This window comes from Paenibacillus sp. NPDC056722, assembly GCF_042790635.1.
In the GTDB taxonomy this organism is placed as follows: Bacteria; Bacillota; Bacilli; order Paenibacillales; family Paenibacillaceae; genus Paenibacillus_AQ; species Paenibacillus_AQ agri.
The window spans coordinates 201703-226341 of the sequence record NZ_JBHTYV010000008.1 but is presented as its reverse complement, the minus strand read 5'-3'; the positions used below and the strand labels follow the sequence as shown (position 1 = coordinate 226341).

The following is a 24639-nucleotide window of genomic DNA, read 5'->3' as shown; positions in this document are numbered from 1 at the left end:
CAAGGAATTTGGGATGGAGGGAAGTATAATGAAGAAGAAATCGTTACTGATTCTTGTGGGCGTTGTTATTGTCGCCGGAAGTATTACAGGGTACACCCTGCTGAACAAGTCCCTGGGCAATAAGATCGCAATCGAGTCGGTTATCCCGGCTACAGGGCAAAACAGCACTAATAGCGGATCGGGAACCGCGGAAGCAGCGCAGGGACAAGCCCCAGGGGCGGCAGTTACAGCAGAGCAATTAAACGGCGAATGGAAGATTGCCGACACATCAAAAGTGTACTGGTCGGTGACCACCTCACAGGAAACCGTTAATTTTGTGGATAAGAAGGTACAGGGCAGTTGGTACGTGAATCTGGATGACAACACAGCTATGACTGGACAGGGCAATGTGGATATGAATGCCTTGGATTCCGGCAACGGTCAGCGGGACGAGCATGTTAAATCCGGGGACTTCCTGTCGGTTGCAGAGCATCCGGAATCTACTTTTACGGTGAAGTCATTCTCGAAGCTTCCGGCTGAATGGAGTGAGGGAACGCCAGTCCCGGTTGAGATGAAGGGAACCCTTACGGTAAAAGGAATTGAAAAAGACGTTACCTTCCAGACACAGGCCGTATACAGCAAAGGACAGCTTCTGTTGTCGGGAACAACTACAGTTACTTTTGGCGATTTCGGCCTAAGTAATCCGCATACCATTGTGCTGAGTACTGAAAATAATCTGGACGTGCGTTTGGAGCTTGTACTGACTAAATAACATAAGACGTATAAACAAAGGACGTTTTCCGGCCCGCGCGGCATTGGAAAGCGTCCTTTATTTGCGTGCAATGGTATACTCTCTTTAGAGAGCTAAGGCGTATTCGGGAATTCAGGGAGGGTTAAGCCGTGATTGAAGTTGCAGCGGCCATTATTTATGATGAGACAGGAAAGATACTGATAGCCAAGAGACGGGAGGGCAAGTCACAAGGGGGCCTGTGGGAATTTCCGGGCGGTAAGCTGGAGGCAGGCGAAAGTGTGCAGGATTGTCTAATCCGTGAGCTGCAGGAAGAAATGGGGATTGAAATCTGGCCCTATACTGCCTTCGGGGTGAATGAGCACAGCTATGGGAGCGTAGATCTTACATTAATTGCTTGGAAGGCGAAGTATGTACACGGAACGATTACTTTGACGGATCATGATGAGTACCGCTGGGTTCAGCCCGGAGAACTGGGGGTATATATTTTTGCGGCGGCAGATATCCCGTTTGTGGAACGGCTTATGCGCAATGACTGATGGAGATCTTTTTACTTAGGAACAACGGTTTGATAGAATCATAGGTATCTAGGAAAAGACATCAAAGGAGAGAGGCCAATGTCTAACGATAACGCTTACACGATAAAATGGGGGATTATTAGCACCGGCTCAATCGCCAGCCAATTTGTCTCGGATCTCATGCACGCTAGTAACGGTGTAGCTCATGCCGTAGGATCGCGTAGCCAGGGAAGCGCTGATGAATTTGCCCAAAAGCACGGCATTCCGCATGCCTACGCTACCTATGAGGAACTGGTTAACGATCCAGCGGTGGATGCCGTGTACATCGGCACTCCGCATCCGTTCCATAAGGACAATGCGCTGCTGGCACTGCGTGCAGGTAAGGCGGTACTCTGCGAGAAGCCGTTTACTGTGAATAGTGCAGAGCTGGAAGAGCTAATCTCCTATGCCCGGGAGCAGAAGCTGTTTCTTATGGAGGCGATGTGGAGCCGTTTCCTTCCGGTACATGCCAAGATTCGGGAGTGGATTGCAGAAGGGAGAATCGGTGAAGTACGTCTGGTTAAAGGCGATCTGGGCTTCCGTGCCGACTGGAATCCATCCAGCCGCCTGCTGGATCCCAAGCTTGGCGGGGGTGGACTGCTTGACGTCGGCATCTATCCGATTTCCCTGGCTTCGATGATCTTCGGGCCGCATCCTGAACATATTCAAAGCACCGTCCATATCGGTGAGACAGGCGTGGACGAACATTTCTCGCTGCTGCTCTCCTATGGGGATGGCAAGGCGGCGTCCATCAACGGGGGCGTCCGGTTAAAAATGCTGGAACAGGCCTATATCTTCGGCACAGAAGGCTATATTGTCATTCCCGACACATTGGTCAATCCGAGATCTGTCGAGCTGTATATCAATGATGAACAAGTGGAGACATTCAAGGATGAGCGTGTCTCCCACGGTTATGCCTTTGAGGCTGAGGAAGTCGGACGCTGCCTGGCGGAGGGGCTGACGGAAAGTCCGATTCTGCCGCTAGAAGAGTCGCTAGCGATTATAAAGCTGCTGGATGATATCCGCGCCCAGTGGGGCCTCAAATATCCGGGCGAATAATCAAGCAGGAGTCCAGCAAAGAAGAATAGATCATAAGACAGCACAAGGTGGGGAAGCATGATAGCTAAAATGGACCGTTATCTGGGTTGCCTGACTGGCTTGGCGGTGGGAGATGCGCTGGGAACAACAGTGGAGTTCAAACCGCCGGGAACTTTCGAGCCGATGAAGGATATGGTCGGCGGCGGGGTCTTTGGGCTGAGAGCAGGCCAGTGGACCGATGACACCTCGATGGCTCTATGTCTGGCAGAGAGCTTGCTAGAAAAGGGCGGCTTTGATCCTGGAGATCAGATGGATCGATACGTAAGATGGTTCCGGGAAGGGCATCTCAGCAGCACGGGTGAATGTTTCGATATTGGCAATGCCACGCGTGCGGCATTGCTTCATTATGAGGCTACAGGCGAAGCCTTTAGTGGCTCGGTGGATCCTTCATCAGCCGGAAACGGACCAATCATGCGGCTGGCCCCGGCCGTGATGTACTACGCGGAGCGGCCGGAGGAAGCGATATCGTATGCAGCGATTAGCGCAAGGACGACGCACCAGGCGCAAGCCTGTCTGCATGCGTGCCGCCTGTTGGCGGCCATCCTTGTGGGGGCGCTCAGTGGGTGGAGCAAGCAGGAGATGCTAGCTCCTGAAGCATACCGGGAGTGGCTGGAAGAGGGTTCATTGGCACCCTCAATAGAGGAAATCTTACAAGGTTCATACCAAACCAAGGAACCGCCGTCTATCGAAGGATCCGGTTATGTGGTGAAATCATTAGAAGCAGCCTTGTGGGCCTTCCATCGCTCCACAAGCTTCGCCGAGGGTGCACTGCTCGCAGTGAATTTGGGCGATGATGCCGACACTACCGGCGCCGTCTATGGACAGATTGCCGGAGCCTACTATGGGCTCTCCGGCATTCATGCAGCGTGGCGAGACAAGCTCGCCATGCGTGAGGTCATCACAGACTATGCCGAAAGGCTGTACCGCGAGCGTGCCTGGGGATAGGCGTGGAGGCTGAGCGAATGGGCGGCGATCTAGCGGCTGCCAGGCAACCCAGTACTCGCGTTCACAGTAATACTTCATCCGTCAGGCACAACATAAACAGCCAGACCCCTTACCGGGGCCTGGCTGTTTATGTTTAATCAGGATTATATCTTAGAACTGGAAATCCTCGTCTTTCAAAGGCTCCACGTTCATGGCACGAACGTAGCCGTTGCCTTTTTTGGAGAAGAAATCATGCTGCTTCGTATGGGTACTGATCCCATTTTGGACAATCGGGTTGATTTCCTCTTCATCAAAGAGCGGATCATGTCCGAGATTCATCATCGCCTTGTTGGCATTGTAGCGCAAGAAGGTCTTTACCTCATCTACAAGCCCGATGGAGGCGTAAATCTCTTCGGTGTATTTTTCCTCATTCGCGTGAAGGAATCGTACCAAACCTACAAGGGTTTGGTGCAGATCACGTTGCTCGTCTTCCTCCAGCTCCTCGTAAATCTCCTGGGCCAGCACGCCGACGTATACGCCGTGAATGCTCTCGTCGCGCAGGATCAGGTCAATGATTTCGCCGCTGCAAGTCATTTTGCCTTGACCAGCCAGATAAAGCGGATAGAAGAAGCCGCTATAGAACAGGTAGCTCTCCAGCAGCACAGAGGCCGCCATGGCGAGGTACAAGTCTTTTTTCGATTCGATAGCCTTGTAATATTGGGAGATGGTCTCTGCCTTGGTCTGGAGGCGAGGATTCTCTTCCACCCAGCGGAAGACGGAATCAATCTCTTCAGTGCTCGCCAAGGTTGTGAAAATGCTACTGTACGATTTGGCGTGAATCTGTTCCATCATCCCCATGAAGCCCAGCACCGCTTTGCGTTGCAGGCCGTCCACATGCTCCATAATCTGCGGCATACCGACGCCGCCCTGTACGGTATCGAGCAGGGTCAGACCGCCGAGTACCTTCATGTAGGCATCCTTTTCCAGCTCGCTGAGAGTCAGCCAGGACATTTTATCATCGGATAGCGGAATTTCGTCATCGGTCCAGAATTGCATAATATTCTGATTCCAGAACATCAGGGTGAAATCATCGTCCGGTCGGTTCCAGTTTACGGCTTGGATAGCGCTCATATCTTGTAATCTCCTTTTCTGTTCAAAAAAAGCCTACGGTTATACCGAGCAAGTGATACATTCCTCGACAGACAGCTTCTTGGTCCGGGTGTAATACAGCGACTTCAGCCCTTTGTGCGCCGCATAGAGATAGCAGCGGGCCAGCTCGCGGGTGGTAACATCGCTGTTCACGTGCAGGACAGTGGAAATCCCCTGGTCAATATGGGGCTGGATCTCGGCAATCAGGTCAATGACCTTGAACTGGTCCATCTGATAGGCGGATTTATAATAGAAGACATTGTCAGGTTGCAAATAAGGCATCGGATAGTACGTAGTGGAGTTGGCATAGGTCCGGGTCTCAATTTGCTCCACAATCGGCATCACACTGGAAGTAGCGTTCTGAATATAAGAAATACTGGCCGTTGGCGCGATCGCCAGACGGTAAGCATGGTACAGTCCGTTTTTGACAACAGAATCACGTAGTTGCGCCCAATCCTCTTGGGTAGGGATATAGATATCCTTGAATAGTTCCTGCACCTTAGGTGTCACCGGACGGTAATCCGTAGTCAGATAACGATCGAAGTAGACGCCTGTGGCATAATCCGATTCTGCGAAGCCATGGAAGGTCTCACCGGTCTCGGCGGCAATCTCCATGCTCTTCTCCAGCGAGTGGAAGTTCATGGTCATGAAGAAGGTGCGGGCGAAATCCCGGGCCTGTTCACTCTCATAAGCAATCTTGTTCTTGGCAAAATAACCATGCAGGTTCATAACGCCCAGTCCGACGGAGTGCATCTCTTTGTTCGCCTTCGCCACACCTGGGGCATTGGAGACGGTAGTCATATCGCTGACAGCCGTCAGAGCCAGCATGCCCTCGTGAACGGATTCACGGATTTTGCCATGCTCCATGACGTTGACGATGTTGAGGGAAGCCAGGTTGCAGCTGATGTCCCGGCGGATGGTGTCTGCCTGACCGTAATCAGTGATTTCCGAAGTCTCTTGTAATTGGAAAATCTCTGTGCAGAGGTTCGACATCTTCACTTGACCGATATTTTTCAGCGCATGTGCCTTGTTGGCATTGCTCTTGTTCATAATATATGGGTAGCCTGATTCCAACTGAATCATGGCGATCTTGGTCAGCATCTCACGTGCGCCCATCGCGACTTTCTTTTTAACGCGCGGGTCAGCAAGCAGTTTGTCGTACATTTCGTCCAAATCCATATCGTCCAGATGGGTGCCGTAGGCTTGGAACACACTATATGGTGCGAACACATGCAGCGGCTCATTATCCTGGGCCAGCTTGTAGAAGCGGTTCGGAACGATCAGCCCGATGGACAGTGTTTTGAGTCGCAGTTTTTCATCGGCATTGATTTTTTTGGAATCCAGGAACTCTAGTACATCCCAGCCAAAAATATTATAGTAAGCCGCCCCGGAGCCTTTACGCTGCCCCATCTGGTCGGCATAGGAGAATCCATCTTCCATGAGCTTCAGCACAGGCACGATACCTTTGGCCGCATCTTCTACGCCTTTAATCGTCTCGCCGCGCGAGCGCAGCTTCGAGAGGTTAACCGCCACGCCGCCGCCGATTTTAGAGAGCTGCATGCATGTATTCAGTACATAGTTGATCGAATTCAGAGAGTCATCCATTTCGAGCAGGAAGCAGGAGACCATCTCGCCCCGACGGCTCTTACCTGCGTTCAGGAAGGTTGGTGTAGCTGGCTGAAGACGTTGCTCCATCATCGAGCGGACCAGTACACGAGCGGTATCGGCATTGCCGCGGGCCAGATGCAGAGCCACCACAGCCACACGATCCGGGTAGTGCTCCAGGTATTGCTTCCGGTCATTGGTCTTCACCGCGTAGTCTGTATAGAACTTGGAAGCCGCCATGTAGGAAGGGAACTGGAAGCCATATTCATGTGCGATCCGGTAAACATCCTCAATCTCTGAAGCAGCGTAGCGTTCGTACAGGTTCTCATAGTAGTCATTCTCTATCATATAATCCACTTTGGATTTAGTGTCTGCAAAAGTAAGGCTGCGCCGCTCCACTTCTCCCATAAATTCCACAACCGCCTCGCGGTCCTTATCTAATTGGAAGAATCCTTCTTCGTCTCTCTTCAAAAGCATGTTGTTCAGCTCAATATGCCGCAACTCGGTTCACCTCCTGTTTAATCCGTTCTACATCGCCAAAAGTTCCCGACAACTCGAACTTGCCAATTACCGGCACATTGTACCGCTCTGCAATCAAATCTGCGCTATTCGCGAACAGTTGACCCCAGTTTTTGTTGCCGCTGGCGGCGATTCCTTTCAGACTTGTATGGTTGTTCTCCAAAAAAGAAGACACCTTCTCTGGAATTTGTCCAAATCCGGTGGTGTATGTAACAAGTACATAAGGCTCGTCTATCGTCATATGCTCTTCGATCTGTACGGCCGGAAGCTTCAGCTTGTTAATGAACCGTTTGACGTTGCCTGTTTTGGAATCATAAGCGATCAGCATGGTTGTTTTCCTCCTTAGTGGAAGCGAATGTTCCAGCTTATTAAAAATAGATTTTGGGACAAACCGCGCCCTGATAGGGTTTACCCTGTATATAAACCGTTTTCTTCGGAATAACACTATATTTAGAGACGCTTAATCATTTTAACACTAGATATGGAGAAGTCAATAGATCTCAAGGGGTAGGGAGAACGCGCAAATCACGAGATTTCATACTAGAAAAAGAGCTGAATTGAGAAGAATATTAGCGGGAGGGCAGGTGGAATAAGGGATTTGGAACAGATCCAGAATACGCAACTGCGAGAGCACTTCAGGGTAAAAAAATTTAAAATGATCCTTGTCTCTTTTGTGAATGGTGGAAAAGGTGCTGGCAGTAAATACCCCCTGAATGGCATTCAGGAGGGTGTCTGTACTGACTTGATTCGCTTAGTTCACTATACTCAAACTCCCGGCAGAAGTTACCACAAATACGGGGACGCTCTCCTCACCAGTTTCGGTCTGCAGTATACCGTAGTCGTTCTGGAACTGACCGCTTAGCAGCATGGGGCCTGTTATGGACCCTTGATAGCCCTGAAGCAGGATGTAGCGGCCATCGGCATAAGCGACAGCACTCCCTGAATTGTCGAGATAGATTTCACAGCTTATCGATACATTCTGCAAAGGATGAAGCTCCAGCTCCGACGCCTGAATTGGCGGGTAAGCCTGTACGATTTCGGAGAATTGGTAAGTTTCCCCCGATTTGCGATAAATGGCTGTCTGCCCCGCATTACCATCTCCGGCACCAGCACCAACATTATGCACAAGGATGGAACCATCTGGCTGAAGTTCGTAGCTATCCCCGCTAAAGGAGAACAGTTGTGATATTCCTTGCATCTGAAGCGCATAACCTGTAAAAAGTGTCCTGCCGTTGTCATCTGTGCTGTCGGCTTCAGCAACAACTACAGGTTCTCCGGTGGCTGCCTCAAGAGCCTCGTCAAAGAAGACCCGGTGCAAGGAGGGGAACCCGGGAATAACGCCCATGGAGAAAGATGATACAGCGTTATCCTTGTTCATTACGGCATAATGAAGGGACCCGCTGCTGTCAGTTGCCGCAACATAGACCTTGGCGCCGTACTTTCCTTTACCGGAAATCACATTATTGTAGCGCCCCTGCTCCCCGCCTCCGGGGAGCAACCGTACAGGATCAGCTATATTCCAGGCGAGGCGGACCGCTGCAATGTCCTCGGAATGGTCTTTTAATGGATATAGCTCGGTGTAGAGCTTGATTGCGTCCTCGTATGCTCCGTTTTTGGCTTTGCTCGCGGCACTTTTGAGCAGTTTGGCATTTTGAGCATCTATGTACTTCAGCACTTGGGTTGCCTTGAAGCCTGCGCTGCTTGCGAACTTGCGATAGGCGGCAGCATGTTCTGCGAAGGCGGATATGTTCTTGCCCTCCAGATCTTTCTTCAGGATGATACGTCCGCTGCTTTCCACTTGTTCCTTGAGCCAGGGCGCCGCATACTTATGGCTCTCGTACGCCTTATGCATGGACAAGGTGCTTTCGAGCAAGGGACCGAAGCTTCCGGCAGCGGCCAAGGCCTTTAACTGACCTGTATCGTGGCTGCGGAACGCAGCATTCAATTGCTCCTGCTTAGCAGATGAACCGCCAAAGAAAGCATCTGGTATCCGCAGCAGTTTCCATTTCACATCATCCCCGCCGTCGTTTCCGTTAGCGTTTTGGGCAAGGGTGTCCAAAAACTGCTTTTTGAAATGCTGAAAGAAGGTCGTCCATTCCTCTGAAAGGCCCGACGCGGCAGACAACTTGCGGTAATAGGCTTCGTAAGGGCCTCCGGGCTTCATATACTGGGCTTTCAGCTGGAGAAGATCATCATAGCTCTTCATGAATCCTTCGAAGTCACCTGACAGAGCCTGCGAGCTGGCGTACCGGGCAACGTTGTCCAGACCCGCACGGATGGCTGTGATCGGGGCCAGTTTCTCCAATTGTGTTGCTATCTCTTCTTCTTTGTATGAAAAGGAGTGATTTTCCCTCGCCTCGCGGTACTTTTCTTCTGCGCCGATAAGGTCGCCTGCCGCATGCAGACGACTGCCTTCCTGCACAGCATTCACCTTGTCAGACATGCGCTGGGCCTTCTGTCCCAGCAGTAAAACCATTAATATACACAAAATGATCATAAAATTTCGCAGGGATATTACTTCTTTGATCGTCATATATTATAGCCTCTTTTTTGCCATACGATGGTTTATTGAAATTCAGGGTCCCAACGGTACTTGAATTCACGAATTTCGGCTACGGTTTGGTCAAGCCCGTTCCATGGCTCATAAGGGTTGGCCTCGATCAGCCGGGCTAATCGTAAGAAGCGGTCCTTGGGCAGCTCATGCACGTATCTGCCGATGAAACGGGAGTGCAGCAGCGCATAACGTTTCATGCGAACGGCCGCCCCGGCCACGCCGGTCAGGATAGCGATCCCTCTATCCATTTGCCGGATCTGGGTCTCATAGGCTTGAACATAACGCAGTGTGCGGTCCTTGATCAGATCCCGGCGCACCTTGGCAATCTCTCCTATGTATTCGGCCAGCAGTGGCTCGAACTCTCTCAGCAGAAGCTGTTCCATTTCGAGATCCATATCCTTACGGAGCTGAAAGCCGTGCAGGAGGGCGACCCGTTGCCGGGCTACCCGGTCGCCATGCAGGAGAATGGCAATCTCGCGCAGCTTCTCATAGGCCAGCACATCATTTTCGCGAAGGACAGACACCGCTTCCTGGCGGTTAAGCTCCAGCCCCTCCTTGATGATTCCGATGTTGTAGGCCAGCAGATGCTCCAGAGCGCGCAAGTTTTCGTTCTGCCTGACTTTTCGCTGCGTATAGTAGAGAAGCCCGGTCAGCAGGAGTCCGCCTGCACCACACAGGGCCATTTGCAGCGTGCTGTCGCCAAAATAAACCGAAACCAGGGTAAGCAGTAAGACTAGCAGTAGCCGGGTGTGCATTTTGCGCCCTGCACGGGCGCTGGCATAGTTCTCCACCGAAACAAGTGAGGCTTTGCCGCATTTCGTGCAGCGCTCTTCGTTAAGAGCGGTATAGCGCCCACAGCGCCTGCAGATGCGAAGCTTGTCGAAGGAATAGCGGGGCGCCTTGAAGGGCCGGAACGTGACAGGCTTCTTCTTACTCATGACCCTTGTCACCTCCATTTAAGGTGGCAAGCAGCATCTCGTCCATATCATCCCGGGTTAGCGGGTTTCGCTGGCGAGAGGCATAGATAGCAATGTGAATTACGACATATAGGAACGCAACTCCAAGAATAACGTATGAAATCATGTGACTTTTCCTTTCTTCTGGAAGATAGTGCAGCGAAAAAAGTGAATTATAGCGTTCTTTCTTAACAGTTCATCAGTCCTAAAAGTTGAAGTTTACAAGGTTTAATTATATCATAATGGCATACTATTTACAGATTTTAGCTTTTTGGCTGATTTCCATATTTGCCTACTATAACACAAGAGGAGCCATCTTTATGCTTCATAATGACCACCGTAGAAAAACATCGAAGATTGTCTTTTGGCGCCTTATTCCGGCGCTGCTGCTGACCCTGTGTATCGCGGTTGCCCCGCTAGGTGCAGGGCTGGCTCATGCCGCAACCCCGGCGCCATCTCATATTGATGCCGTGCTGCTAATTGATGTCAGCAACTCCATGAACAAGAGTGACAAGAACAAGATTGCCAACGAAGCAATGAAGATGTTCATAGATATGCTGTCCGCGCAAGGGGATAAGGTCGGGATTGTAGCCTACACCGATAAAGTGCAGCGGGAAAAGGCACTGCTGCAGATCAATTCGGCGACCGACAAGCAGGATCTGAAGGACTTCATTGACGGGCTGGACCGCGGCGCGTATACGGATATTGCCGTAGGCGTGAAGGAGGCAGTAAAAGTGCTGCAGAATGGCAGCGATCCTTCCCATGAACCGCTCATCGTCATGCTCGCCGACGGTAACAACGATTTTAACAAAGCTACTGGACGGACTCAGAGCCAATCGGATCAGGAGCTGAATACAGCACTGGATGAGGCCAAGAAGAGCGGCTATCCCATTTATACCATTGGTCTGAATGCGGATGGCAAGCTGAACAAGCAATCTCTGGCTGACCTGTCCACGAAGACAGGAGGTAAGGCATTCTCTACAGATTCGGCAGATGATCTGCCGCAGATCCTCAGCGAAATTTTTGCCAGCCATCTTAAGCTCAAGATTGTACCGGTGCAGTCGATTACGGGGAACGGCAGCTTTCAGGAGGTGACGGTGAACGTCCCGAACGCCAGCGTGCTGGAGGCCAATATTTCCATTATGTCTTCACAGCCTGTAACTGCGAAGCTGAAGGACCCAACCGGGAAAGAAGTAGCTATACCTTCAGGCGATGTTCTGCTCTCGAAGTCGAAGACTTACAGCCTGATTAAGCTGTTGTCTCCGCAGCAGGGCGATTGGAAGCTCCAGATCAAAGGGGTGCCCAAGGATAAAATTGATATTAATCTCGTTTTCAACTATGACCTGGAACTTAAAATAGATGCGCTGCCTTCCGCATCCTATAAAAAAGGCGACAAGATCGATATTGCTTCCCACTTATTCAGCAACGGTACTCAGGTAACGCTCAGCAATTTGTATCAAAATATGAAGGCCGTTCTGCTGGCCAAGGACCTGGATACGGGCACTACTGAAGAAATCCCGCTGGATAACACCGGGGATGTCTTCAAAGGGACGTTTGAGGTGAAGGAGAGCCATGATTACGAGCTGAAGGTGCGTGCGGAGGAAAGAAGCTTTTACCGTGAGAGTGATCCTGTGACAGTCAGCGCCAAGAAAAGCACTGCTGGAACTGGCGGCGCTACAGCGGCCCCGGAGAGCAGTAACCCGCTCGCCGACAAGCCGAAATCTATGACTCTGTATTATATCATTGGCGGAATTGTGCTCCTGCTGGCGGCTGGAGTAGCCCTGTGGCTGCTGCGGAAGCAGGCGACACGCGGCTTTACCGGCCAGATCGTCATCGAGGTGCGGGACGAGAATACCGGAGAGAAGACGTATCCGCAGTATAAGAAGCTGGCTGCGTTCAGAGGCAAGTTCAACTTGCATCAACTGCTGCAGTTAGCACCTGAGCTTAAGGAAAGTGAGAAGCTCGTCTTCACTCCGGGCAAGAACGACAGACTGCTGCTCCGCAGCGGCGAAGGCATCACCGTGGAGAGATCCGGACGCGCCGCTGATGCGTCGCGTGGTCTGGAACTGAAAAGTGGTGACCGCGTTTCGGTATCACTGCATAGCGTGGACAAAACAATTTTACTGGAATACCTGGTGTAACCAGATTCTTTAGTACAGTTCAGGAGGAACGCTTATGAAACCGGTAGTACGAGAGCATATTCAGCAACTGGATGTATCGCTTGGCGGGGGAATTGTCAGCGATAAGATCAGAGTCGATACGATTGACAATCCTATACTCATTATCGGGCTGGGGGGCACGGGCATTGACGCCCTCCTCCGCCTGAAATACCAGATCAACCGCCGTTTCAAGCTGCCAGAAGACCCGTTGTCCAAGAAGAAGCGGGACAAGCCGGATAATGTAGAGTTTTTAGCTTTTGAAACCAACGAACAAGATCGTAATAAAAAATATAAAGGCATTGGGCTCGATTCGCAGAATGAATTCGTGCTCTTGGCCAATGCCGAAATCGGGGGACTGCTGCAGAACCGCAGTATTCTGGACCCGTATATCACGGATTGGCTGTCACCTGAACTGAGCATTACGGATGGTATGAACGGCGCTGCCGGCGTGCGTCAGGCGGGACGGCTGCTCTTGTTCACCAAGATTAACCAAGTGGTCGGTGCCATTGACAAGAAGATCAAGACACTGTCTGTAGGCACCAACAAGAAGCTGATGGTGTTTCTGCTGACAGGATTGTCGGGCGGAACGGGCAGCGGTGCTTTCCTGGATATCGCTTATATCGTGCGCGGAATTATTGAGCGCGACTTTGGCTCTGCGGGAATTGACCGGGTGAACACGCTTGGTTATCTGTTTACACCAGACGTGAATCTTTCGAACAAGAGCCTGAGCGAACATACCCGTGAATATATCCGCAAGAACGGATATGCGGCGCTGAAGGAACTGGATTACTGGATGAATGTGGACAGCCGGGGCGAAAGATTCCGTCAGCAGTACGGCAATATTTTGACCGTGAATTCGCCATTGCCTCCATTTAATCTGTGTCATCTCATCTCTGCGACCAATACCGAGGGCAAATTGCTGGAGAATGCCTATGATTACTGCATGAATGTCACGGCGGAGAATATCACGAACTTTATGGCCAGTGAAGAGAAGCAGTCCGGTGAAGAATTCGCTATTCATGACTATATTAGTAACATCCGCACCAATATTGCCCAGATGAACAAGGCTTATCCGGCCAACTATGAATACAATATTATTGGGGCTTCCTCTGCTGTGCTGCCGATCGAGGAAATGACGACCTATCTGGCTTACCGTCTGTTCGACAAAATGGAGAAAATGTTCGAGCAAGCACCGGGTCAGGAAGAGGTAGAAAAGTTCGCCCGCAAGCTGGGCATCGATCTCGATAGCATGGTCAAGACCTTTGAATCCCGTGTGCCTGAGCCGCTGCCGGGCTTCGAGAACAGCGAACGGCTGAGCCATGCCAATGTCATCAAGAACCAGGTCGTCAGCATGGATACGGAGCTGGAGCAGAACTTCCTGTCACGTGCGCGTGAGGAGTACATCAAGGCGAGAAAGCAGCTTCCGGGTGAAATTGTCGGCCGGTTTGGTGAGGAGCTGGAGCGGATTTTCCTCCATCCAGAGCAAGGACCATTCTATGTTTCGCGGCTGCTTTATACCGAAAAAGGCTTTTGTATCCTGAAGTCGATTCAGTCTTATATTGAGACGCTGCGTGAAAGTCTGCTGCGCCTGCCGCGGGATATTGAGACGGCGCAGGACAGTGCGGACGAGAAGCTGGGGGATGCCCGGAGCGCCTTTGTCTCCAAGGAGAAGAAGAAGAACGCTTATATTGAAGCGAAGATCAATGAGTACTGGCTGCATGCTGATGTAGAGCGTACCGAGCGAATGATTGAATTTTATGAGGATCTGTACGAGCTGCTGAACGAAGAGAACAGCCGGATTTATGGTGTGTTCACTGAGATTCTTAGCGCGCTCAGCTCGATTTTTGCCAAGAATGGGGACATCCTCATTAACGGTGAAGAGCAATCTGATCATAAAGGTAACAAAACTTATTATTGGAATATCGTCAATGTACCGGATATTTCCGCGACCATCTCCAAAATTATGGACCAGAAGGATGGCGACGATCTGATCCGTGACTTCACCCGGGAAATGCTCAAGCATTCGGGGCGCTGGGTCAGAGAGCAGGAGATTGATGTTGTTCGTTCCATTTCTGATTTCCTTAGCGATAAGTTCGGCGATTTGATCACCCGCTCAATGGAAGATTTCCTCGTGATGAAATACGGTCATGAGGAGCCGCTCGACAAATTTGTGGAGCGTATCATCGCTGGCAAGCTGGACGAGGAGGCCGTGCCGACTTTCCATCTTAGCAACAGTTCAGGCAATCTTCATTTTCCATCCTGGGGCTTCGTCTCGGTTCCGGTCAAAGCGCCGGGCATCCTGAAAGGTATTCGCAATTATCAGAATAATGCGCTGGGCAAATCGCACTTTACGATCAAGGAAAGCGAAGTTAAGAATCGTATTTTCTGGCTGAACACACGCAACGGGGTGCCGCTCTTCGTGTATACACCGCTGCGCGTATTTGAGGAGAACTATGAGCGTACCATTCTGGACAAGGAAGGCATTGGCCGTCATTTGGTGATGACAGACAAGAACAACTGGACTTATCTGCCGTCGCCAATTCCGGAAAAATCATGGGGCGACACCTATGTTAACGCCCGTGTCCGTGATTACAATGCCCGCGTTCGTGCCGATTTCGACAAGGCACTGGCGTCAGGTGTGATTGTCGAGAAGGGAACGGATGAAAACACAAGCAGCCGCTATTCGGTTATATTCACGAAGCCGTTTGATATTGAAACCTTCTTGAAAGGCTTTGATTTGCAGCTGCAAGCGCCGCGCCCGAATCTTGGCGAGGTCAAGAAGGCTGCAGATGAGCTGCGCTTGCTGCGGGAGAAGGGGCTGGAACGCGAGGCGGTCAAGGATATCTTCGGTAGTGTCAACCAGGATCTGGCGAAGGAGAATCTGATTCGCACACCACAACTGATAACCCGTGTTCGTGAAGAGCTGGCGAAGGTTGCTGAGCTGGAGGCCAAGGCTGCAGAGCTGGATGCACTGCTGCATCAATATCTGGATGAAGAGAAGTGGATGGACCAGTTCCTTGAAGCTCTATATACAGACAGCATTATCAAGAAAGGTGCGCTGTATGTCTATGATCGTGATGAAGAGGAAGATGCCTGGGAGCCATTCGCTAATCTGATGAAGGAACGCAGTTATGTGGAGTATGCTGTGTATCGTCATTTCCGCAGCCTGGACGAGAAGAGCCGCAGTGTGCTGCTACGCAAGGCAGCGCGCCGTGCGGGTGAGATGACCGCCGCCGAAGATGTATCTCCGCTGCTCTACAAGCTGGAAGGGTTGTATGTCTCCTTCCTGGAGGCTCGGGACAGCTTGGAGTATGAGCGGGTAGAGCATGCCAATGGCGACGAAATGTACGGATTCTACAAGAGCATGACCGGCAAGCTTGGCAGTATCCGCAGAAAGCTGAAATAATCCTATGATTAAATCATTAGCATTATCTTATGGTGAACAATATGCGCAGCAGGAGGAAGCGCTGCGCAGCAAGGGGGATGGACGCAGCAGTATCCATTACCCCGCCCTGTTTTTGTTTGTAGGTGACAAGATTGCCCCGGCCATCGCTCCGGTGCTGGACAGCTGCGAACGCAAATGGGATAACGCCGGAGGCGTTATGGCTATGCACGCATTGCCTGAAGGTGTAAGCCCAGTGGAGTACGGAGCCGGTGGGAGCGCGCGGGTTATGCCCTTGACCCTGCCCTCGGCAACAGGACATGATCCACGTACCGTCCGGGCAGATATTTACCGCGTCTTCCAGGAGGACAGCCGCTATTTGGCGGAGATGAACCGATCCTTGCGGCGGATCAGCAACAGCATAGCGGATTACGGACGGCTGTATTCTTCCTTTGACGTTATCCATCTCTCTATCATTACGCGGGTCGATGACCCGCTTAATGTGTTCTTGCCGGAGATTACGCTGCTGGCCCGCGCGGTGCTGGGCCAATCGTTCAAATCGGTGCAGACCGACTTGTACGCCCTGATCAACGAACGGGAGCAGGGCGACAACTTCGGGTATTCCAGCTCGGTCGGGCTGGCCTTTATGCGGGAGCTGGATGGAATGCAGATGCCGGACTACACGTTCCGTGCGCCGCTGCTTGTGACTGAAGATGGGCTATCCATTCCGGTGAGCCATGGTCCTTCCCAGCTGTTTGATCTGGTCTACCTGCTGTCCGATAAGAATGAGCGGGGCATGATGTCTACAGGCGGTATGCAGGACAATTACGAGATCATCTCCCACATCAGTCTGCTGAAGAACCGGGTTCGTCCTACATCCGACGAAGCCAGCGGACATGGCGGCTATAACAATATGACGTTTAAAAGCGGCATCCGGGGCAGCTCCGGCCGGCAGGGCTATGCTACGGCAGGTTTCTCTGGCGTAAGAAGGCCTAACATGCAGATTGCCCTGGCGGTCCTGTATCATGGCTTTCGGCGGCTGGCGGCGAATATGCGTGAAGGCAGTACGCCTGGCGTTCGTGAGCGGCAGGTCCTGTTCGGACTTGGTGCCGATACCCTGCGTGAGCGCTCCTCGCTGCTTCTGCCGGATGAAGCAGGGCTGCAGGAGATGACGGGACTGATGAGTCACGGTCGTCCATCTTACAACGAATTGAAATATTTGTCGTTGCGGGAGGCTGAGGAGTTGTTGTTCGGCAGCGGCGGAAGCGACTATTTCCGCAGCAATTTCACTGCCGCTGCTGCAGGGCGGCTGGAGTCGATAGAACCGCTGCGGGAATGGCGGCCGCTTCTGGCTGCGCAGGAAGAGGCTGTTCCGGCGGTGACTTTCTATCAGCTGGCAGAGTGGACGGCCGACCGCGACGATGCTGGCAGCTTGCTGTACGGGCTGCGCCAGCATATGGCCGGTCTCCGGTCAGTACTGGCGAATGCCAAGGCTGAACTTGAGCAGCTCTATAGTGACACTGTGGAGCGCCAGCCATTCCAACGTGTGCCGCTGTTCGACAAGCGTACGGTACGCAACTTTATCCAGTATCTTTTTACAGTCGTCTATGGCAAAAGATATGAACTGCTACAGCTTGAAACTGAGCTTGGTCTATGCCGGCGGTTGGAAGCTGCACTGGAACGGATTCATACGGAGAGTATCGCCCGCGTAAAAATCATGGAGACGCTTGAGGAAGAACTGCGTGGCATAGCCCAGGACAGCATCCAGCGGACACGCGATGACATCGGTCAGAACATCATGGAGTACTATGGTGTGGTTACCGAAGAGGTGATGAAGGAGATCGAGACCCGGCGTGGTCCCGGCGTCTTCTTCAGTGAACGGTATCTGGGCAGTCTGTCGCAGCTGCTGGACCAGGGTCAGGAGGCGGTTGTAGAACGCCTGATCGAGATCTGCCGGCGGGAGCTGCTGGCGGCTGAAGCCTTCGCACTTTCCTTTGAAGAGGAGCTGCTCCGGCGGGCTAATGTGGCTGTCGCTTATGACAACAAGCAGGTGTTGTCTAAGGAAGAGCTGTTCAAGCGGCTCTACCGCAGCCTGGAAGATGGGGCCATTGTCAATGTGCGGCTGTTCGAATATACGCAGGAGCATCGGCATGAGGAGAAATATTTCTTCGGCGACAGCACCTCCGAATTTCTGCGTTACGTCAATGGTGTGGATGAGACGACCCGGATCTACCGGCTGGGCTTCGTGCATGAGCAGCGCAGAAGCGGGGTGGAGAAGCTCAACCTTATGGGCGGCTTCCATCTGGAGGATCTGCTGTATTACCGGAATGGCCGCGTATACTACGAGACTTACGTTCAGAACGGTTACAAGCTGCATGCCATCGAAGAGGAACATCTTCCTGAGCTGCGTTAAAGATGTATACGCCAGGCAAGGAAGAGAAAATAACAGCTTCAAACCAGGTTTCACTTATGTTCCACCGGAAAGGATGAATGAACATGCAGCGTAAAATTAATATGCTCCTGCTCTTCTTCGCATTGATCGGGGGGGCCGTAGCTTTTCTGATCGGGGAATGGCTGCTGGGCCGCTGGCTCACAGACCTGCCATCCATCGTGCTTGTCGGCATTTACTTCGCGATCGTAGCGCTGGGAGTAGGCGTAGGCTGCCTGATCGCCGAGATTATCTCCCCGAGACTGAACGGCGCTTCTTGGAAGCAGCGGTACTTGGGATTATCCTGGAAGCTGTTGCCCCTGACACTGGTGCTGGCTTTTGGTGTCGGCGCAGTGACGGAGTTCGTGTATGAGCTAAACTTTGGCGGCATCAGACCGGTTAAAGATGTGGTCATGGCCATCGACGACTCCGGTAGTATGAATCAAAGCGACCCTGACAACCGCCGCTATTCGGCTGCTCAGAGTCTTGTCATGCGGATGGATAAGGATAATCAGGTGGCGGTGTTGACCTTCAATGGAGAGGTGTCCATTGCCCAACCGCTGACATCTCTTTCGAATTCGAAGAACCGGGAGAAGGTGTCGGCGGCTATCCTGAATCTCAAGACTACGGATGGCGGAACGAATATCAGTGGTGCGCTGCACGAGGCGCTGAATGTCATTAACAGCGACAGCAGAAGTGATCGTGGCTCCATGGTCATTCTACTGTCGGACGGCTTCAGCCAGATGGATACGGCCCGGGAGCTGCAGGATTATGTGGATCGGGGTATTGCAGTCAATACGATCGGGCTGGGCATAGAGGACCCGTCTGGTCCGGCGCTGTTGCAGGAGATCGCCCGCGTGACCGGAGGCCAGTATTATGATGTGACCGATGCCGGACGTCTCGGCGATGTATTCCAGCAGATCTATGACCGACTTGGCGACCGGACGCTTCTGACCGTGCGCAGCGACGCTACGGAGAACAGCCCTTATTATGCGGCGGTCCGGATCCTTGCACTGCTGCTAATCGGGGCTACACTTGGCTTGGGACTGGGTATCGTGTTCGACAACCGCCACCTGGCCAAAAGCTTCGGCATCGGCGGCGCCGTATCCGGTCTGCTAGCCGGGTTGATTCTGGAATACGGCCTTGGCGGCCACACCTTCAGCGATGCACTCATCCGGCTTCTGGCTGTGCTGGTTCTGGCTGCGATCATCGGGGTGTTCACCGGAGTCATTCCGGTTGGTGAAGGCCGATTGACTCGCAGAGGCACGAGAGCAGCTGCGGCGGGAACAGCATCGGGCAGTTTTGAGCGGCCGCGCAGGAATCGGGGAAGCAAAGGATTCTAGATGAAGCGGAAAGGAGCTATTGTCATGAGGTTTGCTGATGCAGAATCATCCACACCCCTGATCACAGAGATCACTACACAGGTGGAGGATCGGTTCTGCACGCTGAGATGGCGCTGGCCGGATGGTGTGCAGGCCGTATGCATTCATAAAGGCCCTGCAGATGAGCCTGTGGCCAGAGACATTCCGCCCAGCGGAATGAAGCTCTATACACGTGAAGAATACAAGTCAAACAACGGTTATCGTGACCGGCTTGATGATATCGGATTGGTCGCGTACACCGTCTACGTCCGTCATACGGAGAACGGCGGGACTGTGCTGGTGCAGCAGCGGGACGAAGCCAACCGCGTGCTTGTCAGTGCGGGCAAGGCACGGATCTATTACTCTATTGTTCAGAAAAAAGGGTTGTTCGCCAAACAAAAGACCGTACATATGTCGATTACGGCAGAAGTCCCGGTAGCGAGAGATGTACTATGTTATGTTAAGAAACGCGGCGGCCCTCCTGCGGGCAAGGAGGATGGCATCCGGTTTCCGTTCGTCCAGGATTTTGCACCCGGACGTAACCAGCTTCCGCCGATTGAGATCGGCAAGGATGATTTTGTACGCATCTTTTTCACCGATGGACGGAAGTATGGGCTTGTCTATGAACTGGTGCCGGAGTAAGGCGCTCTGCGTCAGGAACAAGGGGATTTACAACACTTCACGCAGTCCAGGTGACCAGTGTGAACGAAACGGGCTTTACTGCGTAAAGCTTTAAGGAGGATAAAAGATGTCTTTTTTTAGCCGCTTTATGAAAAAGAATCAGTCGCAGCCGCGGCCGCTCTATTACGATATCGTATGTCCCTTCTGCTTCACCAAGTTTGCGCCGGAGGACGTGGTCTTTCGGGCTATGCATAGCCGGGAGGACGATGAGAATTACGCGCTTGGCGAGGATGATGCGCTGAATAAATACCGTGAACGCTTTGGACTGGACACCGTGGACGACATCGAGGCTATTATTCGTCCGGCCGATATCCCAGAGGAGTATCATCATTACACAGATAATGTACTTACCGGTCTGACGGACCGTTATGGGGTACTTACACGCAGACGGCTATGCCCGTCCTGCCATAATGAGCTTCCGGTCACAGCAGGCAAGGTGCCAAGCAATATCATCTCTATTATCGGCGCTTCCCAAGTAGGGAAGTCGGTGTACATGACGGCATTGATTCATACGCTCCAGCACACCACTGCCGGGCATTTTGATGCTGCCTGTATGCCGCTGAATGCCGAGATCAGCCGCAAGTTCCGTACGCTCTATGAAGAGCCGCTGTTTGAACGCGGGGATCTGCTGGCTTCGACACAGAAGGAAAAGATGCAGGAGCCATTCATCTTCCAGTTTGTCTTCAAGGATGAGAACAAACCGCCGCTGACGCTGGTCTTCTTCGATGTCGCGGGTGAAGGTATGGTCGACCAGGATTATCTGGGTCTGCATGGCCAGCATATCAAGAATTCTGCGGGTATCCTGTTTATGGTTGATCCGCTGCAAATTCGATCGGTACGCGAGAAGATCCGCATCAACATAGGCGACCGTCCGGGCGAATGGGTCTCGCAATATGATGAGCCACGCGATGTTGTTCTGACCATGTTCGGCGATTTTATTGCTTATCAGGAGAAGAGCAAGACGGACATTCCTACCGCAATCGTTCTGGCGAAGAGCGACATGCTGCATTCCTTAAAAGATGAAGATGGCGATTACATCAAGTCGAACAGTAACGTATTCAATAACTATGTGCACCGCAAAACGCTGAATCTGGACGAATTCCATAACATCGACGGGGAAATTCGCCGGTTTATTGGCAAGGTGGACCGTCCGTTCAAGGATACGATGGATGTGTATTTCTCCAACACTGCTTATTTTGCCGTATCCGCACTCGGCAGCAATCCCGTAAATCAGAAGATTGAAGGGGTGGTCAGCCCGATTCGGGTGGACGAGCCGTTCATCTGGCTGCTCCACAAGCTGAATTACATTGAGGGGAGCGACGGCCCGTGAAGAATCATTCAGGGGCGATGATCACTCAGCAGATGTACACCCGGGAGCGGCGCGGGATTTTTCGCTCCACAGAAGGGTTCGATACGGTAGCGAAGTCGGAGGGGCTGGACGGCGGCTTTGTCAAAAAAATTCTTCATCCCTTCTGTCTCTATGATGCTCCAGCGGAGCTGACGGCGCGCGGGGAGAAGGACGAGGCGTCCTACCCTTCAGCGCTGCACCTGTTCCATACAGAGAACGGGGAGACCGTCATCGGGAACAGCCGCTATCAGTCGGCCGATTTCACGGGTCAGCGGAGCGCTTTTTTCGCCCATAACTTTGTTGTTCCTGCTGCTCGTGCAGAAGAGATTGTGGAGCATTATGGGGATTGGCTGCATGCGGATTTTGCGGAGAGCTACACAGGTGAACTTGGTGGTACGTTGCCAGAGCTGTCTTCTATCCCGGTGGCGGGCAGAACTCAGGTTGACCCTGGGACAGTGCTGTCTTCCTTGAATATTGGGGAGAGCTTGTTCAAGTCACTGCTGCAGGCGGTAATGACTTCCGTGGCCGGCAAGAAGAAGATCTATATAGCGCTGGATGTGCCTATTGGAGAGTTGTCGGGACGGGCAGCAGAGCTGACCGAGGTTATTTTCGGCGCACTACCCCATGAGTTCCGTCGCAGACTGGGTGTTATTACGTATGCCAATGAGCCGAAGAGCCGCAAATATATTCATTTGACCTTTGTAGAAAAAGGTTCACTTCGTCCCGGCGATCGCAATGTGGAGAAGGATTTTACGTTCGATCTGGTCTCTGGGCGCAGTACTAATGCTGAATTCGGGGATTCGCGGCAGCAGTACGCCGATCTGGCCTGGAAGATTACGAGCAGCGGCGGCAGCATGAATGATTTCGGTCATTTTGCCGACCGGATGCTGGACGGGGAAAACTTGGAACGCAAGCTATCGCTCGGGCTCTATAATGAACTGGCTGTATTTTACGAGATTGAACAAGGTAATGAAAGCTTGTATGAACAGAACAAGTACGCGGTTCTTGGCGGCTTGCTGGATTACCTCAAAGGGCCTGGCGCGCTGGAGTCACGAGTCCGGTTGAACGATATTTTTCTGGAACGATTTGACCGGGAATTTGATCAGATCAGACAAGGAGGTCTCCTGATCCCTGCGTTGATGGAGAGCTTCAAGGCTTACTATGTGCTGCCGGGACATAATTACAGGGGCCGTATCGTCGATTATTTCATTAACGGGATGCTGAACAACAGCAACCAAGGACGAGAGGACGACCTAAAGGCAGCGTATGCCATTATCGAGAGTGAAGAAGAACTGAGTGCGGCCTTTTTCAAAAAAGTGCTGGGTCAGCCGATCTTCCGCCGGAAGCTTTTGGAGCCGTATTTGGAGAACCGTCTGGCTGCCGCCGCATCAGCAGCGGATATTGCTGGCTTTGTACTCTATTGGGGACGCACGCTGCCTGAGGTGCTTCAGCAGACCTTTATTGAGGACAAGACAAAGGATTATTTATTGGAAAAGCTTCAGCGTGAAGCCAATCCTGTTGCCGCTGCAGCCGGGATTCATGAGCGTGTGGAGAAAGCTGAGAAGGACCGGCGGCGCAGCGGTGGTATCCAGCCTGAAGCGCTTGAACTTCTGCGCGGATTGGCTGCGGCCGCTGACCGTTTTGTGCTGAACCGTCTGTCTCTGGCAGAACTAACGAAGGAGCAGCTGCTGGATATTGCTTTCCTGCGTTATCCCAAGGGGGCTGCCAAATGGTATCCGCCGCTGGATCAAATCAGCAAGCAGAAGGAGAACGCCCTGCGGGCTGCCTACCGCTGGTTCGGGGAAGAGAAGCCGGATGAGGGAATCTTCGCCGGACTGACTCCGAAGGAGCTGGATGATGTGCAGCTTCTTGGACGGCGCTGGCTGAAGGAGTCAAGGTCCGCTGAACCTTTCGACCGGCTGCCGCTGGGCTTTTATTATAGCAGTCACCGTGAGGGCGGACCGCTGGATTACGAAGCGCTGCTGGAAATGGTTAACGAGAAGGCAGGTTCGGATAAAGAAACCGTCTACCGCTTCCTGGCTTGGACACAAGGCAATCCATTGTTTGTAGTCTCGAACAAGAAGCTGCAGCCGGGGTACCGCCGGGCCATTCTGAAATATTTCAATAGCTATGACCGGGAAGCTTTCAAGAATCGCGAATTCCGCAAAACCTATCTTGCAGCCGCACGACCTGCTCTGCAAACTGTATATGATGAAGCCCGCTCCCAATTGGCTTCACCGCTGGCGCGGTGGGTCAGCCGCAGCCGATTTCAAATCCTGATCTCGGGGCTCGCAATCGGAATTGTCCTGGTTATTGCAATTATAGCGTTTAGCATGCTGCGGCCCGACGGGAAAGAGAGCACGCTGCCGGAGGCCAGTCCGCAGCCAAGTCCCAACCAAACGGCTGGTACCGGTCTGCCGCCGGTCATGGCCTATCTGCTGGCACCTGACGGAGAGCAGGTGGAGGGTAGCAAGCTGCAGTTTATTTTCCCTACTGCTGCTGATTGCGATAGTTTCAAGCCGGCTGAGATTAGTGTGCTCAATACCGATGAAACCAAGACTACGTATAAAGTAACAGCTACGACCAGTACGTGCGCATTACCATCATCGGATCTAGGAGATTCTTCCGAAGAAGAGAATTCTGATGGGGGCAATGTAGCCGGAAACGCTGCTGGAACGGCAACGGATGCTCCTCCGCATTCATCTGCCAATGCCAAGGATGCAGTGACTGATCAAGCTAATAATGCTGTGAATCAGAAAGATCAGGCATCTTCAACGATTGATCCTGCTGCTTCACCTTCGCCTGCGCCAGAGGATGGACAGATAGATCAGAAAGAGGGCCCATATCAGGTAACCCTTGAGCTAGAGTCTGGGGCTGTGCTGGTGCCGGGCGACACAATTGAGGCTGGGGGCTATAAGTTGAAGTTGTCTGAGAAGGCTCCGGTACAAAGTTCTGATGAGTCTCCGGCAAAGGACGACACAAGCCCTGATCCAACGGCTACAGCAAAACCGAAAAAGAAATAATAATTGCTACTCCTGAACAGCTGCAGAGTTATGACTTGGACAAGTTATGGCTCTGCAGCATTCAGGAGCTTTTTCGCTGTGAAAATGGGCCAATACCGATTCCGGCAGTTTTTCTATGGACATACCGGGGGATTATAGCTATCATTAGGAATATTAAAATTTAATAGT

Annotated in this window: 17 protein-coding genes; 11 read left to right on the top strand and 6 right to left on the bottom strand. The window is 52.2% G+C overall.

The features are described 5' to 3' along the window. Positions 1–28 precede the first annotated feature (28 nt). The 4 genes from ACFRAM_RS19880 to ACFRAM_RS19865 all read left to right on the top strand — a co-directional run bounded on the left by ACFRAM_RS19880 (position 29) and on the right by ACFRAM_RS19865 (position 3327). Positions 29–751: a YceI family protein gene (locus ACFRAM_RS19880; RefSeq protein WP_379467331.1), complete on the top strand. Its 723-nt coding sequence runs from the start codon at positions 29–31 to the stop codon at positions 749–751. Positions 752–879: 128 nt separating this feature from the next. Then, the gene (locus ACFRAM_RS19875) at positions 880–1266 is read left to right on the top strand and encodes a (deoxy)nucleoside triphosphate pyrophosphohydrolase (RefSeq protein ID WP_379467330.1); all 387 of its coding nucleotides are present in this window, start codon (positions 880–882) and stop codon (positions 1264–1266) included. 78 nt (positions 1267–1344) lie between these two features. Beyond that, a complete protein-coding gene (locus tag ACFRAM_RS19870) occupies positions 1345–2343 on the top strand; it encodes a Gfo/Idh/MocA family protein (protein WP_379467329.1) in 999 nt (332 codons plus the stop codon). A 57-nt stretch (positions 2344–2400) separates the two neighbouring features. Then, positions 2401–3327, top strand: coding sequence for an ADP-ribosylglycohydrolase family protein (locus tag ACFRAM_RS19865; protein ID WP_379467328.1), 927 nt, complete (start codon positions 2401–2403; stop codon positions 3325–3327). A gap of 150 nt (positions 3328–3477) precedes the next feature. Here the strand turns inward: ACFRAM_RS19865 and nrdF are convergent, their stop codons facing one another. From nrdF to ACFRAM_RS19835, 6 genes are all read right to left on the bottom strand, one after another. After that, entirely contained in the window at positions 3478–4437 is a 960-nt protein-coding gene (gene nrdF / locus ACFRAM_RS19860; protein ID WP_066377119.1) for a class 1b ribonucleoside-diphosphate reductase subunit beta, read from the bottom strand. Between the two features lie 39 nt (positions 4438–4476). Further along, entirely contained in the window at positions 4477–6561 is a 2085-nt protein-coding gene (nrdE, locus tag ACFRAM_RS19855) for a class 1b ribonucleoside-diphosphate reductase subunit alpha (RefSeq protein ID WP_379467327.1), read from the bottom strand. Beyond that, positions 6548–6907, bottom strand: coding sequence for a class Ib ribonucleoside-diphosphate reductase assembly flavoprotein NrdI (gene nrdI, locus ACFRAM_RS19850; protein WP_379467326.1), 360 nt, complete (start codon positions 6905–6907; stop codon positions 6548–6550). Before nrdI ends, nrdE begins: the two co-directional genes overlap by 14 nt. Before the next feature lie 423 nt (positions 6908–7330). Continuing rightward, positions 7331–9112, bottom strand: coding sequence for a hypothetical protein (locus ACFRAM_RS19845; protein WP_379467325.1), 1782 nt, complete (start codon positions 9110–9112; stop codon positions 7331–7333). Positions 9113–9144: 32 nt separating this feature from the next. Then, positions 9145–10071 carry a hypothetical protein gene (locus ACFRAM_RS19840; protein WP_379467324.1) on the bottom strand — a complete coding sequence of 309 codons (927 nt, stop codon included), beginning with the start codon at positions 10069–10071 and terminating at the stop codon, positions 9145–9147. Next, a complete protein-coding gene (locus ACFRAM_RS19835; RefSeq protein WP_175373840.1) occupies positions 10064–10216 on the bottom strand; it encodes a hypothetical protein in 153 nt (50 codons plus the stop codon). The genes ACFRAM_RS19840 and ACFRAM_RS19835 overlap by 8 nt, the downstream gene beginning before the upstream one ends. 193 nt (positions 10217–10409) lie before the next feature. Here ACFRAM_RS19835 and ACFRAM_RS19830 point away from each other — a divergent pair, with 193 nt between their 5' ends. From ACFRAM_RS19830 to ACFRAM_RS19800, 7 genes are all read left to right on the top strand, one after another. Further along, on the top strand, positions 10410–12230 hold the full coding sequence (locus ACFRAM_RS19830; protein ID WP_175373841.1) for a vWA domain-containing protein: 1821 nt from the start codon (positions 10410–10412) through the stop codon (positions 12228–12230). A gap of 34 nt (positions 12231–12264) precedes the next feature. Beyond that, positions 12265–15654, top strand: coding sequence for a tubulin-like doman-containing protein (locus ACFRAM_RS19825; RefSeq protein WP_379467323.1), 3390 nt, complete (start codon positions 12265–12267; stop codon positions 15652–15654). A gap of 4 nt (positions 15655–15658) precedes the next feature. Next, the gene (locus ACFRAM_RS19820; RefSeq protein ID WP_379467322.1) at positions 15659–18043 is read left to right on the top strand and encodes a transcription initiation factor TFIID; all 2385 of its coding nucleotides are present in this window, start codon (positions 15659–15661) and stop codon (positions 18041–18043) included. An 83-nt stretch (positions 18044–18126) separates the two neighbouring features. Continuing rightward, entirely contained in the window at positions 18127–19401 is a 1275-nt protein-coding gene (locus ACFRAM_RS19815; protein WP_379467321.1) for a vWA domain-containing protein, read from the top strand. 24 nt (positions 19402–19425) lie between these two features. Next, positions 19426–20061 carry a beta-mannanase gene (locus tag ACFRAM_RS19810; RefSeq protein ID WP_379467320.1) on the top strand — a complete coding sequence of 212 codons (636 nt, stop codon included), beginning with the start codon at positions 19426–19428 and terminating at the stop codon, positions 20059–20061. A gap of 106 nt (positions 20062–20167) precedes the next feature. Continuing rightward, positions 20168–21430: a TRAFAC clade GTPase domain-containing protein gene (locus ACFRAM_RS19805; RefSeq protein ID WP_379467319.1), complete on the top strand. Its 1263-nt coding sequence runs from the start codon at positions 20168–20170 to the stop codon at positions 21428–21430. Further along, on the top strand, positions 21427–24471 hold the full coding sequence (locus tag ACFRAM_RS19800) for a GAP1-N2 domain-containing protein (protein WP_379467318.1): 3045 nt from the start codon (positions 21427–21429) through the stop codon (positions 24469–24471). The genes ACFRAM_RS19805 and ACFRAM_RS19800 overlap by 4 nt, the downstream gene beginning before the upstream one ends. The last annotated feature ends 168 nt before the right edge of the window (positions 24472–24639 follow it).

Excerpts from the sequence above, each read along its gene's own strand:
- ACFRAM_RS19870 (WP_379467329.1), top strand. The coding sequence starts at position 1,345 with ATGTCTAACGATAACGCTTACACGATAAAATGGGGGATTATTAGCACC.
- ACFRAM_RS19830 (WP_175373841.1), top strand. The coding sequence starts at position 10,410 with ATGCTTCATAATGACCACCGTAGAAAAACATCGAAGATTGTCTTTTGG.
- ACFRAM_RS19815 (WP_379467321.1), top strand. The coding sequence starts at position 18,127 with ATGCAGCGTAAAATTAATATGCTCCTGCTCTTCTTCGCATTGATCGGG.
- ACFRAM_RS19845 (WP_379467325.1), bottom strand. The coding sequence starts at position 9,112 with ATGACGATCAAAGAAGTAATATCCCTGCGAAATTTTATGATCATTTTG.
- ACFRAM_RS19825 (WP_379467323.1), top strand. The coding sequence starts at position 12,265 with ATGAAACCGGTAGTACGAGAGCATATTCAGCAACTGGATGTATCGCTT.
- ACFRAM_RS19835 (WP_175373840.1), bottom strand. The coding sequence starts at position 10,216 with ATGATTTCATACGTTATTCTTGGAGTTGCGTTCCTATATGTCGTAATT.
- ACFRAM_RS19840 (WP_379467324.1), bottom strand. The coding sequence starts at position 10,071 with ATGAGTAAGAAGAAGCCTGTCACGTTCCGGCCCTTCAAGGCGCCCCGC.
- nrdI (WP_379467326.1), bottom strand. The coding sequence starts at position 6,907 with ATGCTGATCGCTTATGATTCCAAAACAGGCAACGTCAAACGGTTCATT.
- ACFRAM_RS19865 (WP_379467328.1), top strand. The coding sequence starts at position 2,401 with ATGATAGCTAAAATGGACCGTTATCTGGGTTGCCTGACTGGCTTGGCG.
- nrdF (WP_066377119.1), bottom strand. The coding sequence starts at position 4,437 with ATGAGCGCTATCCAAGCCGTAAACTGGAACCGACCGGACGATGATTTC.
- ACFRAM_RS19805 (WP_379467319.1), top strand. The coding sequence starts at position 20,168 with ATGTCTTTTTTTAGCCGCTTTATGAAAAAGAATCAGTCGCAGCCGCGG.
- ACFRAM_RS19820 (WP_379467322.1), top strand. The coding sequence starts at position 15,659 with ATGATTAAATCATTAGCATTATCTTATGGTGAACAATATGCGCAGCAG.
- ACFRAM_RS19810 (WP_379467320.1), top strand. The coding sequence starts at position 19,426 with ATGAGGTTTGCTGATGCAGAATCATCCACACCCCTGATCACAGAGATC.
- ACFRAM_RS19880 (WP_379467331.1), top strand. The coding sequence starts at position 29 with ATGAAGAAGAAATCGTTACTGATTCTTGTGGGCGTTGTTATTGTCGCC.